The following is a 22,373-nucleotide window of genomic DNA, read 5'->3' as shown; positions in this document are numbered from 1 at the left end:
TCTCCGTATTAATCTTTGCTGTTGCTTACGGCTGTGTCGGCCGAACTAGATGTTGTTAATGCTTCCAAATGCCAAATATCATCACTGTATTGGCTGATCGTTCTATCACTTGAAAAAGTACCACTGGCCGCAGTATTTAAAATACTCATTTGCGTCCAATGCTGTTGATCTTGATAAGCGTGTTCAACAGCTTTTTGAGCTTGTACAAAACTATCAAAATCGTGGGCAACCAACCAAGGATCATGAGGACTTTTGATTGCACCAATAATGTCGTCAAATAAACCAGGTTCGAATAAATTAAAGTGCCCACTTTCAAGTAATTGCATAACATTCAGTAAGTCAGGTGTATTATGAATAATATGTAATGGGTTATAGCTTTGTTTTATTCCTTCAATTTGCTCAGCTTGTGCACCGAATAAGAAGAAGTTATCAGCCCCTACTGCATCGCGAATTTCTATATTAGCACCATCTAAAGTGCCAATTGTCAGCGCACCATTCATCATAAACTTCATATTACCAGTACCAGATGCTTCTTTACCTGCGGTTGAAATTTGTTCAGACAAGTCTGTTGCGGGGCAAATAGTTTCCATTGCTGTAACATTATAATTTGGTAAAAATGCCACCCGTAAATAAGGCTGAGCAAGTGGATCTTTGTTGATCACATCTGCAACATTATTAATTAGCTTAATAATGCGCTTAGCCATGTAATACCCCGGTGCTGCTTTGCCTCCTAGTAATACACAGCGTGGCACTAAATTGGCGGTATCGCCACGACGAATACGGTCATATAGGTGAATAATGTGTAATACATTCAGTAATTGGCGCTTATACTCATGAATTCGTTTAACTTGCACATCAAATAGCATGCTAGTATCAAATTCAACACCACAACGTGCTTTGACTAAATCAACTAGCCGTTGTTTGTTTTCAAGTTTGACGCTTTGCCATTGTTTATGGAATTTAACATCATCATAATAGCGACGCAGCTGGCTAATTTGCGCAAAATCCCTCACCCAATCTTGACCAATTTTTTCACCAATCAACTGGGTTAGTTTAGGGTTACAATGAGCTATCCACCGCCTTGGCGTTACACCATTAGTTTTATTGTTGAATTTTTCAGGCCACAATTCATAAAAAGTTTTAAACAAACCTTCTTTAAGTAATTCTGTGTGCAATGCTGCTACGCCATTAACTGAAAAACTGCCAACAATGGCTAAATACGCCATTCTTACTTGTGGATCTGAGCCTTCTTCAATTAAAGACAACGCTTGTTGTTTTGCAACATCCCCCGGCCACGCCAACGCAACTTGAGCAAGAAAACGTGCATTTATTTCATAAATTATTTCAAGAATACGCGGTAATAAACGCGCAAATAATGACACAGACCACTTTTCGAGCGCTTCTGGAAGTAACGTATGATTGGTATACGCCATGGTTTTTGTGGTGATCTGCCATGCAGCATCCCAATCCAAGTCATAATCATCAATCAGCAATCGCATTAACTCTGCAACAGCAATACTTGGGTGGGTGTCATTAAGTTGAAAAACATGAAAATCAGCAAAATCACTAAACTTTTCACCATGCTGTGATACCCATAGACCAACAATATCTTGTAAGCTCGCCGACGATAAAAAGTATTGCTGCCTTAAACGTAGCTCTTTACCATTTTCGCTGCTGTCATTAGGATAAAGTACCATGGTGATTTGTTCGGCAAGGTTTTTATGCGCGACGGCTTCTGAGTAACTACCGGCGTTAAACTCACCTAAATCAAACTCATCAGTGGCTTCTGATTTCCAGAGTCTGAGGGTGTTAACTATGTCATTTTTATAGCCAGGGATCGGCACATCATAAGGGACAGCTAATACATCTTCAGTGTCTAACCATTGTCGATGAATGCGTCCGTTCTTATCAGTATAACTTTCAACATGGCCAAAAAACTTAACACGCTTGGCTTGCTCTGGTGCGCTCAGCTCCCATGGATGCCCTTCACGTAACCAATTATCAGGCTGCTCTATTTGATGGCCATTTTCGATTGACTGGTTAAACATGCCGTATTCATAACGAATACCATAACCGGTTACAGGTAATGCTAAACTCGCACAACTATCTAGAAAACACGCAGCTAAGCGGCCTAAACCACCATTACCTAACCCAGCGTCATGCTCTGCTTGCGCAACATGTTCAATGTGAGCGCAATAATTATTAAGTGCAAGTTTGACTTGCTCTTCTAAATCTAAATTTAAAATGGCATTACCTAATGCTCGGCCCATTAAAAACTCAAGTGATATATAAGCCGTTTTACGACGCTTTTCACTGTGCATTTGCTGTTTTGTTGCTCGACAACGAGCGACTAATCGATCGCGAATTGTCAACGCTAGTGCGTTATACAAATACAGTTGAGACTTTCCGACCTTATCGCGCCCAAGGGTATAATAGAAATGGCGTGATAAATCATCTTCAAGGGTACTTTCATCTATTAAAGGGGCATCTTGCCAACCTTTAGCAACACACATTTGTTCACCATTATTCGCCATTACATTCGTCCTCTAAATTGGCTGTAAAAACCCAACTGCTTTGTGCAGCAACCTCAAACTGTTCTGTATTTTTAACCATTGCTTGATCAACACTGCTAAGCGCTAAACGCCATACCGATAAATCGTGATTAGCAGGTAATTGACATTTAACTGCCACATTACTGGCATTCAAAATAATGAGTAATGCCGTATTTAGTTGTGTATCTTTTAAGCTATACATCAAAAACTGTTTTGAACCATCATGCCAGTCACTTTCTTGCATGGCTTGGCTTTGCTCGGTATACCAATCAACACTAAATCGCTTATCGCTATCGTGTAAAAATACACTGTGTTTAAACACACAGTGTTGCTTTCGTAAGGTCAATACATCGTCAATAAAACGAATGAGGCTGTGGCTACGCTGCGAGTCTTTCCATGCCAGCCAACTAGTGCGGTTATTTTGACAATAAGCATTGTTATTCCCTCCTTGCGAGTGCCCCATTTCACTGCCTGATGACAGCATAGGCACCCCTTTGGAAAGTAGTAAGGTAAGTAAAAAGTTTTTTTGTTGTTGTAACCGCATGGAGGTAACTTTTAAATCATCAGTAAAGCCTTCAACACCGCAATTAAACGAATAATTAGCACTGTGCCCATCGCGGTTTTGTTCACCATTTGCTTCGTTATGCTTTTGTTCGTAACTCACTAAATCGGTTAAAGTAAAGCCATCATGACTGGTTATAAAATTAATACTATTTAATGGCCCACGGTGATTATGATCAAACAAATCAAAAGAGCCATGTAAACGTTTTGCAAGATCAGCCAGCATATTGTGCTGCCCTTGCCAAAAGCGCCTAACAACATCACGGTATTTATCATTCCACTCACGCCAAGGCGCAGGAAATGCTCCCAATTGATAACCACCAGGGCCTATGTCCCAAGGCTCAGCAATTAATTTCACTTGGCTTAACACTGGATCTTGATTGATTGCTTGTAAAAAACTATGGGTTTGGCTAAAGCCATGCGGCGTCCGTCCAAGAATAGTTGCTAAATCAAACCTAAAACCATCAACACCCATTATTTCTACCCAATAACGTAAGCTATCGAGTACCATTTTCAAGCTAAATGGGTCGTCTATATTTAAGGTATTACCACACCCAGTGTCATTGATATAAACTTCAGGGTTATCGTTAACACTACGGTAATAACCTGGGTTATTTAGGCCGCGCCAAGATAACAAAGGACCGTCGCTACCAGCCTCTGCGGTGTGGTTGTAAACCACATCTAAAATCACTTCAATACCCGCTTGATGAAGTTTAGTAACCATTTGTTGAAATTCACCAATTTCATCAGTTACTAAGTAATCTTTATTTGGTGTAAAAAAATTTAATGTATTGTAACCCCAGTAGTTTTGCAGGCCTTTGGCGGTTAAAAACTGTTCGCTAATAAAGCTATGTACCGGTAACAATTCTAAAGTGGTTACGCCAAGTGTACGTAAATGCTCTATAAAACTGGGATGGCTCAAGCCCAAATAGGTACCTTGTAGCTGACTTGGAATAGAGGGATGTCGTGCTGTGGCGCCTTTAACGTGACATTCATAAATAACCGTTTCTCCCCAACTATGGCTCGGTTTTTTACCTTGATAAGGCTGCAGCTGTGTGACTTTAGATTTAGGGATATCAATGGCGTTGTTTACCGTACTCAAAGTACCTTTAGGCATTTGCCCATAGTGGCGTTCACTCCAGGTAAACTCACCAAATAAATCTTTTGCATAGGGGTCAATTAACAATTTTTGGCTATTAAAAAACAATCCTTTTTTAGGTTGATATTCACCTTCTGCGCGATAACCATATAAAGTGCCCATAGCCAGTGGGGTTATATGTAAACTCCATATCCCCCCTTCATTATTATTCATTGCTAACTTTAAAACTTCGGTATGACCACTGGCATCAAATAAACACACATACAACTGTTTAACCAATGGCGCATAAACAGCAAAATTTACACCGTTTGTTAATACACTGGCTCCCAGCGGAAAAGTTTGCCCTTTATTTAATTCAATCGATAAACTCATCAGCCACCCTTCTTAAATAAACCGTCGCAAGCGCTGGCAGTGAGAGTTTAATGCTATGTTGATGCCCGTGGCATGGAGTTGCTGTACTGGTTGTTTTAGCTGATTGCCCACACACTTGTACTCCAGAGCCAAATAGCTGTTCGTCATCGGTATTTAAAATGACTTCAAATTCACCTGAGCTTGGTACACCAATACAATAATCATGATAAACCGTTGGTGTGAGGTTACTTACCACAACCACGTAATTACTGGCTTTCTTAGCAAAGCGAATAAAACTAAAAATACTTTGTTGAGCATTTTGATTATCGATCCAGCTAAAACCTGACGGATCAGTATCTAGCTGATGTAAAGCTGGAACATCGCGATATACTTTATTGAGCTGCGCGATAGTTCGTTGTACACCTTGATGCGATAGATGCTCAAGTAAATGCCAATCAATTGATTGATCATGATTCCACTCGCTACGCTGGGCAATCTCACCGCCCATGAACAGTAATTTTTTGCCTGGATGCGCCCACATAAATGCATAATACGCGCGTAAATTTGCAAATTTTTGCCAATCATCACCAGGCATTTTTTCAATTAATGAGCCTTTACCGTGCACCACTTCATCATGGCTTAAAGGTAAAATATAATTTTCACTATAGGCATACACCATCGAAAAAGTTAATTCGTGATGATGATGTTGGCGATATAAAGGATCGCGTTGCATATAGTGAAGGCTGTCGTTCATCCAGCCCATATTCCACTTGTAACCAAACCCTAAGCCATCATGATTCACCTGACGGGTAACACCAGGCCATGCCGTTGACTCTTCAGCTACCATCATAATGCCGGGGTTATTAGCATAACAACGTAAGTTAACTTGTTTTAAACACTCAATAGCACCAAGATTCTCACGTCCGCCAAACTTATTCGGGATCCACTGTCCATCTTCACGACTGTAATCAAGGTATAGCATTGAGGCAACAGCATCGACACGTAATCCATCAATGGCAAATTCTTCTAACCAATACATTGCATTAGCAACTAAAAAGCTGCGGACCTCTGGGCGATCATAGTTGTAGATATAGGTATTCCAATCTGGATGGAAACCTTGACGCACATCGGCATGTTCAAATAAATGTGTGCCATCAAAACGATGCAAGCCATGCGGATCACTTGGGAAGTGGCCTGGAACCCAATCAATGAGTAAACCAATGTTAGCTTGGTGGCATTGCTCTACAAAATAACGAAAATCATCCAAACCGCCAAACCGACTCGTTGGTGCAAATAAGCCAACTGGCTGATACCCCCAAGAACCATCAAATGGAAATTCACTGATCGGCATAAGTTGGATATGCGTAAAGCCTTGCTCAGTGACATAATTAATTAACCGCTGTGCTAATTCTTGATAAGTTAAATAACGATCTCCCTCTTCTCGCTGCCAAGAACCTAAATGCACTTCATAAATAGAGATAGGTGCATCAATCGCGTTGCGTTTAACACGCTGACGTTGCATTTTATCAGTTAGTTTAATTGCTGTGGGCCGAGTTTGAAGTACTGAAGCAGTGCCTGGTGCTTGCTGCATTTTAAATGCAAATGGATCAGCCTTTTCGAGCACTTCGCCACTGAGAGTTGTTATAGAGAACTTATAACACTGACCTTCACTGAGCTCTGGAATAAATAAATCCCAGACTCCAGACGCAGGGTTAAAACGCATAAAGTGTTGGCTTTGCTGCCAGTGATTAAATTCGCCAATAACTGAAACACTGCTAGCATTAGGTGCCCAAACACTAAAACGCACACCTGCAACACCTTTAAAATCAATAAAGTGGGCACCAAGATGGCGATATGCATGCTCTAATGTGCCTTCATTAAATAAGTACATTGCACTATCATCTAGGCTGCTATCAAAACTATACACATCTTCACAAATAACCTGACAATCGCTGTAATCTACCACTAGCTGATAAGCTGAAATATCTTGATTACTAAGCTGTGCTATAAATAAATCTGAATCACCATAGCGTATGCTAACAATCATTTGCTGAGGCAGTTTAATCGTTAATTTTGTTGCCCCGGGCATATAACAGCGTATTTCACTGTGCGTGTCAGTAATTGCATGTACGCCTAAAAAACTAAACGGATCTTTAAAACAGCCGCGCTTTAAAGCATTAACTTGTTGATCATAGTGCTGTGACTTTGCGGTTTTACGAACAATACTGTTCATTTAATTAGTCCTTATGGAATTAATAGCACTGAGAAATGCACTGTGACGAGTTAATATTTGTTCACTTGAATGCGTTAATACCCGACGCCAATTAGGGTATTCTTGATCCGTTCCAGGAATGTTTACAGGTAATGTTTGCTCATCTAAATCATCGAGCTGAATAGTAAATAACCGCGCTGGTGCAGCGGCCAAGCCTAAGGTCAGCGCCTGATAAACATCACTTGCTGTACTGTCCACAAACAAGGAGTGCTCTGCACATCCTGACAGAAAACGCAGTAGTCGTTGTTTTTCAATTTCTCGGTCTGCATGCAGTTGAGTTAACTGTTGTTCATCAATTAATTGATATTTTAATTTCAAAGTAAGATCAAGCCCCTGCCACCAACCAAAGAAAGGCGGTACATCATGGTTTGCAACCATTAACAATGATTGTGGCGCAAATGACTGAGCCGCTAAAAATTCACCTTGATAATCTTTTTCAAAATAGAATAAGCTATTTGAAAATATTGCTTTATCTGCAAGTGCAGCTTTCACCTCTGGTGGAACAACCCCAAGATCTTCACCAATGACAATACATTGATTCAAATGGGATTCTATTGTCAGTACCGCTAATAAATGCTCAAATGGATAATACACATAGCAACCATCTTGTTGCTGTTGATGCTCAAAACACCACCATAAACGGCGGATAGCCATAACATGGTCAATACGTAAGCCACCAACGTTTTCCATATTGGCACGGATCAATTCTCGGTAGTAGCTAAAATTATTATCGCTGAGCTTAATCGGATTCAATGCTGGCAATCCCCAGTTCTGGCCATGCTCTGCCCATGGATCAGGCGGTGCACCTACATAAGCAGAATCGGTAAACAACGATTGTTGATTGAGAAACTCGCTGCCATCACCGGCGCAACCCACCGCTAAATCATTGATCAAACCAATACTCATTCCCTGCTCTCGGGCGGTAGTTTGGCATAATTTTAATTGCACATATGCTAGCCATTGCAAGTAGTAAGCAAAGTCGCTGTCAGTAACTTTTAAGGTCGCAAGTGTCGAACCATGCTGTTGACAAAAATCGCTGAAGTGTTGTTTGCGGTGCTCACTCCCATGCATACAAAAATGCTGGTATAGCAAGTTAAAGGCTGCGTATTTGAATTCACTCACTGCACTGTAATTAATATACTGCGACTGCAGAGTCCGCTTTTTAAAGTCACTCGCATAGCTGCTTTGTAAATACGCAGTGATATCGGGGTTATTAATGCTGTCATCGCATAAATCAATTGATATATAGAGTGGGTTTAATAACGCGCGATTATTTGGACTGTAGGGACTTGCTCGCTCTGGTTGCTCGGAAAATAATAAATGCAGTGGATTGAGTAAAATATAATCCAGTTTATGACTTGCTGCTTGCTCGGTCAGCGATAATAAATCGGCAAAATCGCCTATCCCTAGTGCTGCATTATTTTTTAAACTATAAAGTTGAATTGAAAGCCCGCTTTGCTTTTTATCTGTCACTTGGAAACTATACTTAGGTGTCACCCACAGTTGAGTTGTCGCCGTTAAACCTGCAACGCTAATATGCGCATCATGATAACCAATTGGCAATAATGGAAGCGGAAAAATAAGCTCTAAATAAGTGACATCGTTAAATAAATAATCGCCACTGCATTGCAAATCAGCTAATTGGTGAGTAATGCTGGGCAAATCAAGCTGTGCAAATGATACGGTACATTGTTGCCCTAGCATACGCCTATCAATACGCACTTTAACGGCTGGTTGTTCAGCACATACCAAACTACACTCTGGTACTAGTTGCAGCCACTTATTGGCATCTAAGCTGATATTTAAATGCGCTATTTGAGCGTGATCTGTAACATCAACACCACAACAACTGAGTGCCGCACTGCGGGTTGCATCGCTAAAAACCACGTGTTCACCGGTATATTTGGTGTATTCATAGCCAATACCATGTAGATAAAAAAGCTGTGAAAGAGACTCCATTTACCGCGCCTTAAATACGTTGTGTATTGACTATACTATTTTCTGTACCAAAGCTGTTTGCTATGTATCCATCAGCATGGTGATCATTATCCCAAATAGTACCATTAACTAAATATCGAAAATGAAACTGTTGATCGTTCGGTAAGCGCTGTTTTAACTTAAAACATTGCTCTTTTTTATTAAACTTCATAGTAACAGGTTGCCAATCAGTAAATTCACCAACTAACTGAACTTGCTCAGCCTGAGGATGCTGAAATTCAAATGTAACTTCAGCTTCATTTTTAGTTTTAAAAAATCGTTTACTTAACATAGTGGGCTCCAAACTAAACCTTAAGGTCAATTAATCCTTGCCACAGAAGTGCGTTCAACTACTCAACATACGCAGGGCTGTAAAATGTATTTTTATTAGGGCGTGTAACTTTTCAAGCTTGAAATTTGTTCAACTTTCAGACTGCGCTTGGTCGTTATGCTACGTTATCGCACAATCTATGTAGATAAAACACTACTATGTGCTCTGATTTGCCTAACAATCAAACATACTGCAGTAAAAGTAACCTCGAAAAATAAACACACCCTAGTTAAACAAAGTTATATTTATGCTTTATGACAGTGCAATTAAAAAAATATCGCACCAAATATGTGCAAATAAAACACAAAACACTCACCTCATTATCACCAATTAAATGAGAGCAAGAACTAAACCAAGTTTAATCACGGTCTGAATTATGACCTTTAAAGTAGTTAACAAATAACCGCTGGTAAAGTGAATTTATTTAATGATTAAATTGAGTAAAAGTTCGGCAAACATCGATAAAATAACACTTAACAGGAAAAGGGTTGCTTTTACAAGACTATTGTAAAAGAAATGTTTTGTCAGTGACTCTGACAAACTATATACTGATAAAATTATGTAATACCTAATAAAAAACTCATATAATTGGGATAAAATGGTTTAATGGAATGACTAAATTTTTTCGCTTACTCAGTATTGCCTTTATTGCTATGTTTATTTTTTGCTACGGCATGAATATTTTATTGACCAAGCAAGTCAATACCATTAACCCGCAACAATCTAGTATTGCCACTCGCGCTTTTGATACTGCTACCACCCAACTAACGATGCCCTCTTGGTATAATCCTATATTAAATGGCCATTATATTGTTCGCAAAGATGGTACGGATTATTTACTTATTAAAGCAACAGACGCACAATTTATTACTGCCCAAGTGTCATCAATGCTCAATGCCACTATTTTGTCACCCATAAACTTTATTTTATTGATTTTAATAGGTTTATTTTTAACGTGGTATTTTGGTAAGCAATTAAACATTAAACGCGAAAAACAATTAATAGAACAACTTAATACACAAACAAAAAAAGTAATCGAGTCATTTAACATTCAACTTCCTGAGCTTGAGCATGCAACAGAAGTTACCCGCTTAAGCCAAGCAATTAATGCCTTAACCAGCCATGTAGCCAATTATGCTCGTGAAACTCAAACCAGTATTTGCCAAGATAAATTGACCTTGTTAATTGACCGTCACGCTTATATTGAGCACTTAGACCGTCAACTCAGTGGTGCTGAACTCACAAACATTCACTGTGCCTTGTTATTTATTGATTTAGATGGTTTTAAGCAAGTAAATGACTCTTTTGGTCACAGTTTTGGTGATGAAGTATTGATTCAAGTAGCCGAACGCCTCGCAAGCGTATTACGCCATCACAAGCTTAATGATATCAATCCCACCAGTCTGCTAGAGCAAAATCTAGCACGTTTAGGGGGCGATGAATTCTCTATTTTTATTAATAACATTGATTCCAGTTCTAAAAGTTTGGATGTTGCACAGCATGTATTAAACGAAATAGAGCGAGACTTTGTACTAGGCAATAAACTAATTAAGATCAGTGCCAGTGTCGGTATTGCGGTTTATCCTGAGAGTGCATCAACTCCCCATGCTTTGTTGCAAATGGCGGATGTGGCTATGTATCGTGCTAAAACCGATGGACGTGGTATTTTTAAAGTCTATTCGCCAGAAATGGGCAATAAAATGCGTCGCTACCACTACTTACTCGAAGAGCTGCGTTTAGCGATTGCGTGTCATAATTTTCATTTATCATTTCAGCCTATTGTGCATGTTGAAGATTGCGCCATCGATTACTTCGAAGCATTAGTGCGCTGGGATCATCCTGTTGAAGGGGCTATTTCTCCAGTAGAGTTTATTCCGATTGCCGAAGAATCAAACCTTATATTAGAGCTTGGTGATTGGATAATGCTAGAGTCATGTCGACAAATGGCAGCTTGGCATAATGCTGGTATGCGCAAAGTTAAAATCTCAGTTAATGTCTCAGGCATTCAACTCAAACATCGCCCTATTCACGAATGGGTAATGAAAAAACTCGCAAAAACGGGTCTCCCGCCTACTTCTTTGATGTTAGAGATCACCGAATCAACATTGATCACCGCAAGTCACACTATTATTAATGAATTAGAAAAATTACGAAAAGAAGGCGTCACTATCGCAATTGATGACTTTGGTACCGGTTTTAGTTCTTTAAGCACCTTAGCTGATCTACCTATTGATGTGATCAAAATTGATAGATTATTCATAGCCCAAGCTAATGAAAACCCGAAGTATAATGAAATATTAAATTCAATCAGTGAGTTAGGCTCGAAGCTCGGCCTTAAAATCGTTGCTGAAGGGGTGGAAGAAATCGCCCAGTTTGAATTAGTGAAGCGTATGGGTATTAGCTGCGTGCAAGGGTATTTGGTCAGTCGTCCGCAGTCATCTGTGAATGTTGGCAGCAAAGTACTACAAGGAAATGTTAATCATATCGCGGCGACAGGCACTGGCGTATGGAGCCTCGAAACTTAACGATTATTCATTTATAGTCTTATTGGCATGGAAATTCACCTTAAAATAGATAATAATACTCAATAACTTAGTATCAGATTCTACTTCCTCCATGCTTAAAAAAAGTATTTATTCATTAATCTCAATCATCATTTTGGTGAGTATTGTACTTACCAGCATTTCAATTTATACCTTATACAGCAAAAAGAAACTCAGTGTTGATCCTAAACTCAAAGAAATATCGGGGATCGAATTTGATAAATTCAAGCGCTTGTGGGCAATAAATGACAGCGGTGATGATCCAAAACTTTATCGCCTCAACGAAGATGGCTCTATCGCCAAAGAGGTCCTTGTTACTAATGCGAAAAACATTGATTGGGAAGATATGACTCAGAATGACTTTGGGCACTTCTTTTTAGGTGACTTTGGTAATAATAAACAAGAACGTAAGTGGCTCACTATTTATAAAATAGAAAATCCCATCGACATCAAAACTGATACCACCGAAGCTGAAATTATCAAGTTTACTTATCCAGAACTTGACGGTAGCCCTATCACACCAGATAAGCGAAACTTTGATCTAGAAGCATTTGTTGCCTTTGGCCGTCACTTATATTTGTTTACTAAAAACCGTACTGAGCCGTTTGATGGCATTACTAATGTTTATAAAGTTGGCGATCATGCAGCTAATTTTGATGCGCAGTTAATAGATTCATTTAAAACCTGTACAACAATGGAAAAGCTTTGCTGGATAACCTCTGCAGCACTGAGCCCCGATCGTACAAAGTTAGTATTATTAGATTCAACAAGCATTTGGTTATTTGAAAACTTTACTGGTGATAAGTTTTTCTCAGGGGACGTATCACGAATAGATTTGGGGATTGTGACTCAAAAAGAAGCGATTACTTTCTATGATGAAAATACCATTGTATTTACCGATGAAGAATTTAAAGGAATTGGCGGTAACGCTTATGTCATTAAACTTGATGAAGTAACAAAAACTATCATTAAGAAAATACCAAAGGCGTCAGATTAAAATAAATCTATATCCGTGCTTTTATCATTTGAGTCAATCAAGTTGTTCTCCATTAACTGTTCATAAAAACACAGCCTATTGCGACCATTTTCCTTTGCGTAATAAAGTGCCTTGTCCGCATTTTCTAACACATTAATAGGAAAGTCGTAAGGGCTGATGCGACACATGCCAATACTAACGGTCATATTTTCAACAAATGGAAAATGAGTATCTCTGATCATCTCCATAAACTCATTCATTTTCTTTTCAATCGACTCAAAATTGGTGGGTTCAAACACGAGCACAAATTCCTCTCCACCAAAGCGAAAAATCAAATCGGTTGAGCGTAGAAAGTGGCGCATTTTTTGTGCAAGCAGCAATAAAACTTCATCACCACAAACATGACCAAAGCTGTCGTTTATTTTTTTAAAGTGATCAATATCAAGCATTGCCAGCCAAGATGTTGAGCTGAGCCTACGCTTGCGATTGTTATCCATTTTTGCTGTTTTATGCTGTTTTATTACTTGCTTTTCAATTAGCTGCTTTATTTTTTTATCAAATGTTTGTCTATTTAACAGACCTGTGAGTTGATCCCGTTCATTTTCATGCAAGATAAATAAATAATTTTCATAGATACGGCAAAAGGCATTAAGCAACACTTGATCCGCACTTTTTAAATCTTTACATACAACCGCAATAGCGCCTATCGGCTTATCTTGCAAAGAAATTGGTAACCAACGCTTCTCAATGCCATCCGCTGATTGTACAGTAATAATGCATGCTGAGCGCAAACATGACAACAGTTCTGGCTCTGGTGAATCGACTACTTTACGTTGTGCCCATTCAAACTGATTACCATTAATTACTTTTAACGATATGCTGCGCTCAATCGTTAAATCAGTGTGTACGTCTAAATCCTTATAAACTACAATTTCTGTACAACCAACAAATTCTTGGATCGTCGAGATCAAGCTATATTCTAATGAATCTACATCACGGTTTTTAGTTATTTTAATAACAGAATTTAATAAGTTTTCTTCCATAGGGATCCTATATTCAAATAACTGAAGATTCTTAATTATGATTAATAACCCGAACATAAGTTCTAGAAAATATAAACCAAATAAAAACGCCAATAAAATTAGGGAGCATAATTACATTAACGAGTAAAAAACCCAGCGCTAGTAGTAAGTGTAGTGCGTAAATACTGTTTTGTTTAGTCGTAAAGATAGGAAATAATTTAACCTCAATACGCTACACAGCAAAAAATAATATATATAAAGTATGACATTCTGTATTTGTGGTCAACTTAGCGTTTAAACTTTGTTTCTAAAATAACAGAGGAAGTCGTACGTTCAACCCCATCTAAGTTACCAATGTCATCGAGTAAATGGCTGAGTTTTTCTAAATTTTGTGCTTGTACAACGGCTATCAAATCAAACTCACCACTGATAGCATACAATTGTGAAATAGCATCAATCTGCTTGAGTTCAAGGTTAGTTTTAGTGGTTAGTTTTTGCTTTACCTTAATTGATACATGGGCCGATACCATGGCACTTAAGTACGCATCGCCATAGTCAACACTGTAGCCCTTTATTACTCCAGTTTCTTCTAGCTTTAACATCCTACTTTGCACCGTTGAGCGCGATAAGTTAAGTGCCCTGGCAAGATCAGAAATACTCGCTCTGGCATTCGTGCGAAGTATAGAAAGTAGCTTTTCGTCTTGTATAGTTATCATATTGATTATTAACCTCGTCATTTTGTGTTTTATTTTAATCATTTTTCACAAAATAGCACTGCAAATTTAAGCTTTGAACTCAGATAATAGCGGTAGTAAATAAGAAAAATCATTAAAGCACATTATTGCAGGGTAATAACGGCTTGATTAACCCATCAAATGCAATTTGTTTTTTTCATATTAAGCCAGAATTAGGTGTAACAAATGCAAGTAACAAGAGAATTATTCAACGACGTAATGGTCCCTAACTATAACCCATCAGAGGTTATTCCGGTGCGTGGCCAAGGTTCTCGTGTTTGGGATCAAAACGATAAAGAATATATTGACTTTGCTGGCGGTATTGCGGTCAACTGTTTAGGCCACTGTCACCCAGCCCTTGTTAATGCGTTAAAAGAGCAAAGCGAAAAAATCTGGCACTTATCCAATGTGATGACTAATGAGCCAGCACTTCGATTAGCTAAAAAAATCACCGACGCAACATTTGCAGACAAAGTTTACTTTGCAAACTCAGGCGCAGAAGCAAATGAAGCAGCACTAAAACTCGCGCGTCGTTTCGCATTGGATGTACATGGTGCTGATAAAAGCCAAATAATCGCATTTAACAAAGGCTTTCATGGTCGTACCTTTTTTACCGTAACTGTGGGTGGCCAAACCGCATATTCTGACGGTTTTGGTCCTAAACCAGCCGCAATTGATCATTGTGACTACAATGATTTAGCAGCTTTTGAAGCACTGATCAGCGATAAAACCTGTGCCGTAATGATGGAACCTCTGCAAGGTGAAGGCGGCATTATCTCTGCAAATAATGAATTTATCAAAGGTGTGCGTGCTTTGTGTGATAAACACAATGCATTGCTTATTTTTGATGAAGTACAAACGGGTGTAGGCCGTACAGGCTCACTATACGCATACCAAGAATTAGGCGTGACACCAGATATTTTAACAACAGCAAAAGCGTTAGGTGGCGGTTTCCCTATTGGTGCGATGATCACCACGACTGATATTGCAGCACATCTTAAAGTGGGCACGCATGGTTCAACCTATGGCGGTAACCCGTTAGCGTGTGCAGTGGCAGAAGCGGCATTTGATACCGTGAATACCGAACAAGTGCTAAGCGGCGTTAAACAGCGTGAACAGCTTTTCCGTGATGGTTTTGCAGCGATCAACGCAAAATACGACGTATTTAGTGAAGTACGCGGTAAAGGTCTATTATTAGGCGCCGTACTAAACAGCAAGTTTGAAGGGCGCGCTCGCGACTTCTTGGTAGCAAGTACTCAACAAGGACTAATGAGCTTAGTTGCTGGTACTGATGTTATTCGTTTTACGCCTTCACTGGTGATCCCACTTGAGGACATTAAAGAAGGTCTAGCGCGCTTTGAAAAAGCCGTAGCAGACGTTGTAAACGGTTAACCTAATTTAACGCCCTGTTTAGGGCGTTAATGGAGCACTTTTAAATGCAAGTATTACGTCCTATAACCGCAAATGATTTTGACTCACTAAAACAAATAGCAATAGAGTCAGGCCATGGTTTTACATCATTACCTGTTGATGATGCCTTGTTGCTAGAGAAAATTGAACGAGCAGAAAGGAGCTTTGCAAAAAACATTAATAAGCCTCAAGACGAGGGCTACCTATTTGTATTAGAAGACAGTGAAACAGGTCAAGTAGTCGGCACTACCGCGATTGAAGCGGCGGTCGGTATGAACGTTCCTTTGTATCACTATCATTTAGGTAAAACGGTTCATCATTCTCGCACTCTTAACGTATATAACACCGTTGATATTCTCAGTATGTGTAATGATTACACCGGCTGCTCAGAGATATGCACACTGTTTTTACGTGAAGATAGCCGCAAAGGGCTAACAGGACGTTTCTTATCGCGTTCACGCTTTTTGTTTATGGCTCAACACAGTGAGCGTTTTGCCGATACCATCATTGCAGAAATGCGTGGCGTTAGTGACGAAAACGGCCATTCTCCATTTTGGCAATGGCTTGAAGAACATTTTTTCAGTATTGAATTCCCACTAGCCGATCATTTAGTCGGCTTAGGCGATAAAGTATTTATTAGTGAATTAATGCCCAAGTACCCTATTTACGCCAACCTGTTAAGCAAAAAAGCGCAAGCTGTAATTGGTAAAGTACACGAGCACACTAAACCTGCACTAAAATTGCTTGAAAAAGAAGGTTTTGAGCATCGAGGTTACGTTGATTTATTTGATGCTGGGCCAACAGTTGAAGCCAAACTTGGCAATATACGTAGCATCCGTGAATCTCAAGTATGCCCTATTACCATAGGTGAACTTGATCATATTAATCAACAAAGTTCCGACACCTTAGCTATTTGTAATCAAGGCGTGAATGACTTCAGAGCCACTTTCACAAAACATGCACATTATAATCATGCTAAACATACCTTGATTATTAGTAGTGAAGTTGCAAAAGCACTTAAATTAAAACAAGGAGATGCAGCGCGGTTTTTCCGTCTGTAAACCTCTGTAGGAGTTTCTATGAGCGTTAATACGCACAACAGCCAACTAATCAATAACCAATGGCAAACTGGCTTAGGTCATGATTTCAGTTCAATAAACCCAAGTAACGGTGATATTGTTTGGCAAGGTAAAGCGGCAAGTAAAGAACAAGTAGACGCAGCGATTAAATCAGCTCGTCAGGCACACATTACATGGGCAAATACCCCAATTACAGAGCGTATTGCGGTTCTTGAGCGTTTTGTCAGCCAGCTAAAAGAAAATAGAGAAGAGTTTGCGACTATCATTGCCCGCGAAACAGGTAAACCACTATGGGAAACACGCACCGAAGTGGGTGCTATGACAGGCAAAGTGGCGATCTCAATAAAAGCTCATAATGAACGAACAGGCACTACTGAAAATCCAATGCCCGGCGCTAAAGCTTTTATTCGTCATAAGCCGCATGGTGTAGTGGCTATTTTTGGCCCTTATAATTTCCCAGGCCACCTCCCTAATGGTCATATAGTACCGGCAATTTTAGCGGGTAATACCGTCGTATTTAAACCATCTGAGCTAACCCCACTTGTTGCTCAATACACACTTGAGTTATGGTTAAAAGCAGGCCTGCCAGCTGGGGTGATCAACCTTATTCAAGGTGAAGTTGACACCGGTATTGCACTTGCTAGCCACCAAGATACCGATGGCTTGTTTTTTACTGGCAGCTCAAACACAGGTCATTTATTACATAAGCAGTTTGCTGGACATCCAGGTAAAATTTTAGCGCTAGAAATGGGGGGGAATAACCCGCTCATAGTTAAAGATGTGGCTGACGTAAATGCTGCCGTGCATGATATTATCCAATCCGGCTTTATAACTTCTGGTCAGCGCTGTACGTGCGCCCGTCGGGTATTTATTGCAAATACAGCTAATGGTAATGCTATTTTAGAAAAGCTGATCACCGCAACTAAAAGTATAAAAGTTGCAGACAGCTTTAGCAAAGAACAACCTTTCATGGGGGCTATGATCAGCGAAAAAGCCGCGCTTGGAATGGTCGCCGCTCAGCAACAATTGATTGATATGGGAGCTGAACCTTTAGTTGAACTAAAACACTTAAAACCAGGCACCGGTTTTGTAAGCCCTGGTATTATCGATGTAACAAATGTGGCCAGCATCGCAGATGAAGAACACTTTGGCCCATTAATTAAAATTTATCGCTATAGCGACTTTGACAGTGCAATTGTGGAAGCGAACAATACCTCATTTGGTTTATCGGCTGGGCTTTTAAGTGACTCAAGTGAAGATTATGAGCACTTCTTAAAACATATTCGCGCCGGTATTGTTAACTGGAATCGCCCAATTACCGGTGCATCAAGTGCCGCGCCATTTGGTGGTATTGGTGCCAGTGGTAACCACAGAGCGAGCGCCTATTACGCCGCAGATTACTGCTCATACCCAGTAGCCTCTGTTGAAGCACCAAGCGTTAGTTTACCAAGTACCCTTGCGCCGGGCTTAATTATTGAATAATCAGTCTGCAGCTTAACGGCTGCAGAAATTAAATTAAGGAATTAAAAATGCACACAGATGTAAATGCCCTTTTTGACAACTTATGGCAAAACTACCTAGCGGTAACACCGTCAGCTGTAAAAGTTCATGAGCTATTAGGCTCGACACAACAAGATGATGTGATCAACGACCATATTGCACTACGCACTTTCAATCATGAAAAAATTGGTCTGGAAAAGTTAGCCGCCCATTTCTTAGCCGTCGGTTATAAAGAATGTGGTGAATATCATTTTGAAGCTAAAAAATTGTATGCTAAACATTATGAGCATAGCGATCCAAAGCAACCAAAAGTATTTATTTCTGAATTACTTGTAGAGCAATGTTCTGAGCAACTGCAAGCCATCGTTAATGAGCTGGTTGCCAGCATAGATGCAGATGCCGTAACCGCAGAAAACTTCTTATACTCAGGCACCCATTGGCAAGTAAGCTCTGAAACTTATAAACAGTTACTCGCTGAAAGCGAATATGCAGCGTGGATGTCAGCATGGGGTTACCGTGCTAATCATTTCACCGTGAACATTAATGAACTTGCCAAATTTGATAAAATTGAAGACGTTAACCAAGCGCTTAAAGATGCCGGTTTTGCCCTTAATATTTCAGGCGGGGAAGTAAAAGGCTCACCTGAGGTATTACTTGAGCAATCATCAACCCTTGCCGATGACTTTGCCGTAGAGTTTAGTGACACGACGATGAGCGTACCTAGTTGTTTTTATGAGTTTGCCCTGCGTTATGCGAAACCTGATGGTGAACTATATACCGGTTTCGTTGCTGCATCGGCCGATAAAATCTTTGAAAGCACCAATGCACGTTAATAAATCTAGATTCAGATCATAAGTGCATGTGTTTACAGCTGGGTACTTACTGGCTGATTTAATAAAGTACTTAGCTGTACGATAGAAAAAACGCAGTTGTTCATTACAACTGCGTTTTTATTGTTTTTATACTAGGATTATGAGTCACTATATAAATAGTGGTTTATAGTCGTTTTCTAACTGTTCAAATGACAAATCACCAATAAAACGGCCAAAACTAAGCCACGTTGCTAAACCGCGTAAATCTTTAAAATGTGGTGGAACAAACTTAGGGTCTTCAATTACACCTAAATCATGTAATTGTGATATTAGTCTAAAGTCATCAATCGAGATTTTACCCACTAACAGCAAAGGTAATTGATCGATGCGACCAAGTTGTATCGCAACCCGAATTAAATTGTAAACCAATACAAACCCTTTGATATAAGCGATATCTTTAGTAAATGGCAAGCCTGTTGCGGTACTGCCACGAAATACTCGCTGGGCCAATGTATAGCTCTCATCTTTACTCAAGCCTTGAGCAACATAATCACGATATATATCAACAAACTCAGCCCCATCAATTACCTTGGTCACCGCTTGAATACGATTTACTAACTTCGCTAAACGACGAGGGGTTGATTTAAGGGTGATGATTTCGGTTAGTACCGCCAGCCCTTCTTGTGTCACTGTTGAACTTGGCGTGCCTTTACTTAAACAGGTTAAGTATGGCTGAGCTAAACCATTTTGGGTTGTACCGACGTGGATCCAGCCCTCATGTACTTCTAAAATATCAAGCTCACGTTGAGAAAACTTTACGTCTTGATTTAGCTTAATATTATTAGCACCAGCAGCTGCATCACTGACGATCCCATCACTAATAACCACTTCAACATCGATACCTGGCATGCTTAAACGTACTTGTTCAGCAAGAATTCGAACGGCTTCATCAGCATCTATATTTTTAGGATCATCTGGTAAAATATCGGCCGCCAATAGATTTTTGAGCGGTAACTCAAGCATATTTGCAAGCTCTGATAACGATGGCTCACCGGCATGAAATAAATCTTTTGGATGACCAAACAACTCTACAGATAAATCATGAAATTCAGCAGTGCCACGGTATTCAAGCATACTCAATACTGTTTTGTACTCGCTGCACATTTTACTCATATATTGAGCGATAGGATTGAGTTGCCCAAGCTGGCTAATGATATTACGGTTTAGATCAGAAAATGCTTGGCGTAGCTCGCTAGGTACAAAACCTAGATCCCGTTGCTGATAATAGGCTTTATCAACCAGTGGATTTTTTTGACATTTTTGTCTAAAAAACTCTTCTTTTATGCTTTTATCCCAATTTATCGCATCTAAGATACGGATAGGGGTTTGTAGGGCGATTAATCGATCTGATAACTCGCGAGTTTTAAGTAATAACGCCTTATCTATCATGCTTTAAGCTCACTGATGAATGAGCCTAGAGGATAGGCTAGATTTGCTCATTTTCAAAGCAAATTATTACTTACTTTGCAAATTCACAGGGCTAGAAAAATCGCTGATACGATTGACCATGAGTCCATTTTTATAAATGACCAAGGTAGGCACACTACTGATTTTATTATCAATAAATAAATCATTACCGTGATCAATGTACACCGGATGTATGACTTTAAATTTTTCGATATATTCATCAACAGCGGCTTGATCTGTCCATAATTGGCTAACCCTAGCTTCAGTATCAATTCCCTGATTGGTTAATAGATTGATTTGCTTTTGAGCTGCGGCACAGTTTGTTGCCATCTTCGGGCGAGTATCAGCTAAATACCAATCACACCACGTTGCCGTATATAATATTGCCTTTAAGCCATGCTCTGGAATAACTAAAGCAGTCGCAGCTTGCTTATTACCTTCATCTAACAAGTGGGCCTTTGCCACCATGCCGTCATGTGATAATAATCGCAGTGTATTATCAAGTGCTTTATCTGCTTCATGGCCTTGAAAAATCACTTTGCCCGTTTTATCGAGTAATACATGAAAAGGAGTGCCTATAAATTGATAATGCTGAGCAACTTTTGCGGTATGATCACTCATGATAGGCATGGTTAAATTAAACTGTTTTTTAACAGCTGCAACAGCAGTAGGATCATCATTTAGATCAATGTTAATCGCTATTGTATCAATTGTATCTCCATACTGTTCATAGGCCTGCTGAAAGTGTGGCATTTGCTCCATACAAGGCTTACACCACGTTGCCCAAAATTTTAAATACACAGGCTTTTTGCCAACGATTTTATTCAGCTCGAACAGTTCGCCCTGTTGGTTTTTTAAAACCAAATTTGACTCATTTGCTAACAAATGTTGACTGCTTGAAAAGTACAAAAAGACCCACAACAGCTTAATATATTTAGACTTCATCATTGTTATCCCTAAAATAAATACACCTTAGCATGGTCGCTTTCTTAGCTGATTGTAATTTTGCGACATCAGTGAACTTTTCGATCATTTATCATTACATGCTATAAACTAAATAGAGTTAGGTTTCGTATCAATTTAATTATCAAAGCAACTTTTGGAGTAGTGATGAAAAATGACATCGAAGGAAAACAAATATTAGCTGTCTATGAGCAGATCATCCAACATGGTGAGATAAATAATGAAGGAAAACACTATAAAGGATTAACCGCATTTTCAGATATTGATGGTTATACCATTTATCTTAAAGGCAGTGGCGTATTGCTTAGATTTGGTTTTCATAACACCTATCATCTCGATTATGAACATGAAAAGCATAAAGATGACTTCCTTAAAAAGCTGGAAAATATAATCAATGAGGTGTAATTGTGTATAACAGCAAACCGCGAATTCGCCCAGCTAATAAGCACAACCAACATACAGATTTTATAGCCAAGGTTGTGCAACAATTACGCGACGATGAAAGTAAGCTTGCCATAATTAAAGGTAATCTCGAAGAGTATCGGCAACAACAGTTCCTAAAGCGAGGATTTTTAACTGCAATTGAACGATTCGACTGGGTGTTTGAAGCTTCTGATAATATTGAAGATATTTGCCAGCAAATCTTAGCGGATGACTATATTGGCCAGCGATTACGCCGCTATCCGTTACTATTCAAAGGAATTCTATAGCCTAATTAACAGTT

At 39.4% G+C, this 22,373-nt stretch carries 17 protein-coding genes; 8 read left to right on the top strand and 9 right to left on the bottom strand.

Annotated features, from left to right (window positions below; genetic code table 11):
• Positions 1-8 precede the first annotated feature (8 nt).
• The 5 genes from H5186_RS07710 to H5186_RS07690 are packed head-to-tail and all read right to left on the bottom strand — an operon-like array spanning position 9 to position 9,104.
• Complete coding sequence (locus tag H5186_RS07710; protein ID WP_145235914.1) at positions 9-2,534, bottom strand: glycogen/starch/alpha-glucan phosphorylase; 2,526 nt, start codon at positions 2,532-2,534, stop codon at positions 9-11.
• Positions 2,524-4,584, bottom strand: a complete 2,061-nt coding sequence (gene glgX / locus H5186_RS07705; RefSeq protein WP_182794297.1) for a glycogen debranching protein GlgX — start codon at positions 4,582-4,584, stop codon at positions 2,524-2,526. The genes H5186_RS07710 and glgX overlap by 11 nt, the downstream gene beginning before the upstream one ends.
• The gene (gene glgB / locus H5186_RS07700) at positions 4,568-6,796 is read right to left on the bottom strand and encodes a 1,4-alpha-glucan branching protein GlgB (RefSeq protein ID WP_182718644.1); all 2,229 of its coding nucleotides are present in this window, start codon (positions 6,794-6,796) and stop codon (positions 4,568-4,570) included. Before glgB ends, glgX begins: the two co-directional genes overlap by 17 nt.
• Entirely contained in the window at positions 6,797-8,794 is a 1,998-nt protein-coding gene (gene malQ, locus H5186_RS07695; RefSeq protein WP_182794296.1) for a 4-alpha-glucanotransferase, read from the bottom strand.
• Between the two features lie 10 nt (positions 8,795-8,804).
• Positions 8,805-9,104 carry an isoamylase early set domain-containing protein gene (locus H5186_RS07690; protein ID WP_182718642.1) on the bottom strand — a complete coding sequence of 100 codons (300 nt, stop codon included), beginning with the start codon at positions 9,102-9,104 and terminating at the stop codon, positions 8,805-8,807.
• Positions 9,105-9,754: 650 nt separating this feature from the next.
• Between H5186_RS07690 and H5186_RS07685 the strand changes: the two genes are divergently transcribed.
• Positions 9,755-11,668: a bifunctional diguanylate cyclase/phosphodiesterase gene (locus H5186_RS07685; RefSeq protein WP_182740065.1), complete on the top strand. Its 1,914-nt coding sequence runs from the start codon at positions 9,755-9,757 to the stop codon at positions 11,666-11,668.
• 91 nt (positions 11,669-11,759) lie between these two features.
• On the top strand, positions 11,760-12,683 hold the full coding sequence (locus tag H5186_RS07680; protein ID WP_182718640.1) for a hypothetical protein: 924 nt from the start codon (positions 11,760-11,762) through the stop codon (positions 12,681-12,683).
• On the opposite strand, the gene H5186_RS07675 is transcribed toward H5186_RS07680, so the two are convergent.
• A complete protein-coding gene (locus tag H5186_RS07675) occupies positions 12,680-13,705 on the bottom strand; it encodes a GGDEF domain-containing protein (RefSeq protein ID WP_182794295.1) in 1,026 nt (341 codons plus the stop codon). The two genes, H5186_RS07680 and H5186_RS07675, sit on opposite strands and share 4 nt — an antisense overlap.
• Positions 13,706-13,971: 266 nt before the next feature.
• Positions 13,972-14,400, bottom strand: coding sequence for an Lrp/AsnC family transcriptional regulator (locus H5186_RS07670; protein ID WP_145235943.1), 429 nt, complete (start codon positions 14,398-14,400; stop codon positions 13,972-13,974).
• A 204-nt stretch (positions 14,401-14,604) separates the two neighbouring features.
• Between H5186_RS07670 and H5186_RS07665 the strand changes: the two genes are divergently transcribed.
• Genes H5186_RS07665 through H5186_RS07650 form a run of 4 tightly spaced genes read left to right on the top strand, consistent with a single transcriptional unit; the run spans position 14,605 to position 19,240 of the window.
• Positions 14,605-15,810: an aspartate aminotransferase family protein gene (locus H5186_RS07665; RefSeq protein ID WP_149980154.1), complete on the top strand. Its 1,206-nt coding sequence runs from the start codon at positions 14,605-14,607 to the stop codon at positions 15,808-15,810.
• Positions 15,811-15,854: 44 nt separating this feature from the next.
• Positions 15,855-16,889 carry an arginine N-succinyltransferase gene (astA, locus tag H5186_RS07660; protein WP_149980153.1) on the top strand — a complete coding sequence of 345 codons (1,035 nt, stop codon included), beginning with the start codon at positions 15,855-15,857 and terminating at the stop codon, positions 16,887-16,889.
• 18 nt (positions 16,890-16,907) lie between these two features.
• Positions 16,908-18,389 carry a succinylglutamate-semialdehyde dehydrogenase gene (gene astD, locus H5186_RS07655; protein WP_182794294.1) on the top strand — a complete coding sequence of 494 codons (1,482 nt, stop codon included), beginning with the start codon at positions 16,908-16,910 and terminating at the stop codon, positions 18,387-18,389.
• 47 nt (positions 18,390-18,436) lie between these two features.
• Positions 18,437-19,240, top strand: a complete 804-nt coding sequence (locus tag H5186_RS07650; protein ID WP_149980151.1) for a DUF1338 domain-containing protein — start codon at positions 18,437-18,439, stop codon at positions 19,238-19,240.
• Positions 19,241-19,387: 147 nt separating this feature from the next.
• Here the strand turns inward: H5186_RS07650 and H5186_RS07645 are convergent, their stop codons facing one another.
• Together H5186_RS07645 and H5186_RS07640 are read right to left on the bottom strand one after the other, a co-directional pair.
• Complete coding sequence (locus H5186_RS07645) at positions 19,388-20,668, bottom strand: flavohemoglobin expression-modulating QEGLA motif protein (protein ID WP_145235968.1); 1,281 nt, start codon at positions 20,666-20,668, stop codon at positions 19,388-19,390.
• A gap of 66 nt (positions 20,669-20,734) precedes the next feature.
• Positions 20,735-21,634 (bottom strand): redoxin family protein, encoded by a 900-nt coding sequence (locus H5186_RS07640; protein WP_182794293.1) that lies wholly within the window; start codon positions 21,632-21,634, stop codon positions 20,735-20,737.
• Positions 21,635-21,796: 162 nt separating this feature from the next.
• Here H5186_RS07640 and H5186_RS07635 point away from each other — a divergent pair, with 162 nt between their 5' ends.
• Both H5186_RS07635 and H5186_RS07630 read left to right on the top strand, forming a co-directional pair.
• Positions 21,797-22,054: a DUF3081 family protein gene (locus tag H5186_RS07635; RefSeq protein WP_149980149.1), complete on the top strand. Its 258-nt coding sequence runs from the start codon at positions 21,797-21,799 to the stop codon at positions 22,052-22,054.
• A 2-nt stretch (positions 22,055-22,056) separates the two neighbouring features.
• Entirely contained in the window at positions 22,057-22,359 is a 303-nt protein-coding gene (locus H5186_RS07630) for a hypothetical protein (protein WP_182740900.1), read from the top strand.
• Positions 22,360-22,373 lie beyond the last annotated feature (14 nt).

The organism is Pseudoalteromonas sp. SG41-2 (genome assembly GCF_014164535.1).
GTDB lineage: Bacteria > Pseudomonadota > Gammaproteobacteria > Enterobacterales > Alteromonadaceae > Pseudoalteromonas > Pseudoalteromonas rhizosphaerae.
Note: the sequence above shows the minus strand (reverse complement) of the source record. Positions and strands in the feature narration are given on the sequence as shown.

Excerpts from the sequence above, each read along its gene's own strand:
- H5186_RS07710 (WP_145235914.1), bottom strand. The coding sequence starts at position 2,534 with ATGGCGAATAATGGTGAACAAATGTGTGTTGCTAAAGGTTGGCAAGAT.
- glgX (WP_182794297.1), bottom strand. The coding sequence starts at position 4,584 with ATGAGTTTATCGATTGAATTAAATAAAGGGCAAACTTTTCCGCTGGGA.
- glgB (WP_182718644.1), bottom strand. The coding sequence starts at position 6,796 with ATGAACAGTATTGTTCGTAAAACCGCAAAGTCACAGCACTATGATCAA.
- malQ (WP_182794296.1), bottom strand. The coding sequence starts at position 8,794 with ATGGAGTCTCTTTCACAGCTTTTTTATCTACATGGTATTGGCTATGAA.
- H5186_RS07690 (WP_182718642.1), bottom strand. The coding sequence starts at position 9,104 with ATGTTAAGTAAACGATTTTTTAAAACTAAAAATGAAGCTGAAGTTACA.
- H5186_RS07685 (WP_182740065.1), top strand. The coding sequence starts at position 9,755 with ATGACTAAATTTTTTCGCTTACTCAGTATTGCCTTTATTGCTATGTTT.
- H5186_RS07680 (WP_182718640.1), top strand. The coding sequence starts at position 11,760 with ATGCTTAAAAAAAGTATTTATTCATTAATCTCAATCATCATTTTGGTG.
- H5186_RS07675 (WP_182794295.1), bottom strand. The coding sequence starts at position 13,705 with ATGGAAGAAAACTTATTAAATTCTGTTATTAAAATAACTAAAAACCGT.
- H5186_RS07670 (WP_145235943.1), bottom strand. The coding sequence starts at position 14,400 with ATGATAACTATACAAGACGAAAAGCTACTTTCTATACTTCGCACGAAT.
- H5186_RS07665 (WP_149980154.1), top strand. The coding sequence starts at position 14,605 with ATGCAAGTAACAAGAGAATTATTCAACGACGTAATGGTCCCTAACTAT.
- astA (WP_149980153.1), top strand. The coding sequence starts at position 15,855 with ATGCAAGTATTACGTCCTATAACCGCAAATGATTTTGACTCACTAAAA.
- astD (WP_182794294.1), top strand. The coding sequence starts at position 16,908 with ATGAGCGTTAATACGCACAACAGCCAACTAATCAATAACCAATGGCAA.
- H5186_RS07650 (WP_149980151.1), top strand. The coding sequence starts at position 18,437 with ATGCACACAGATGTAAATGCCCTTTTTGACAACTTATGGCAAAACTAC.
- H5186_RS07645 (WP_145235968.1), bottom strand. The coding sequence starts at position 20,668 with ATGATAGATAAGGCGTTATTACTTAAAACTCGCGAGTTATCAGATCGA.
- H5186_RS07640 (WP_182794293.1), bottom strand. The coding sequence starts at position 21,634 with ATGATGAAGTCTAAATATATTAAGCTGTTGTGGGTCTTTTTGTACTTT.
- H5186_RS07635 (WP_149980149.1), top strand. The coding sequence starts at position 21,797 with ATGAAAAATGACATCGAAGGAAAACAAATATTAGCTGTCTATGAGCAG.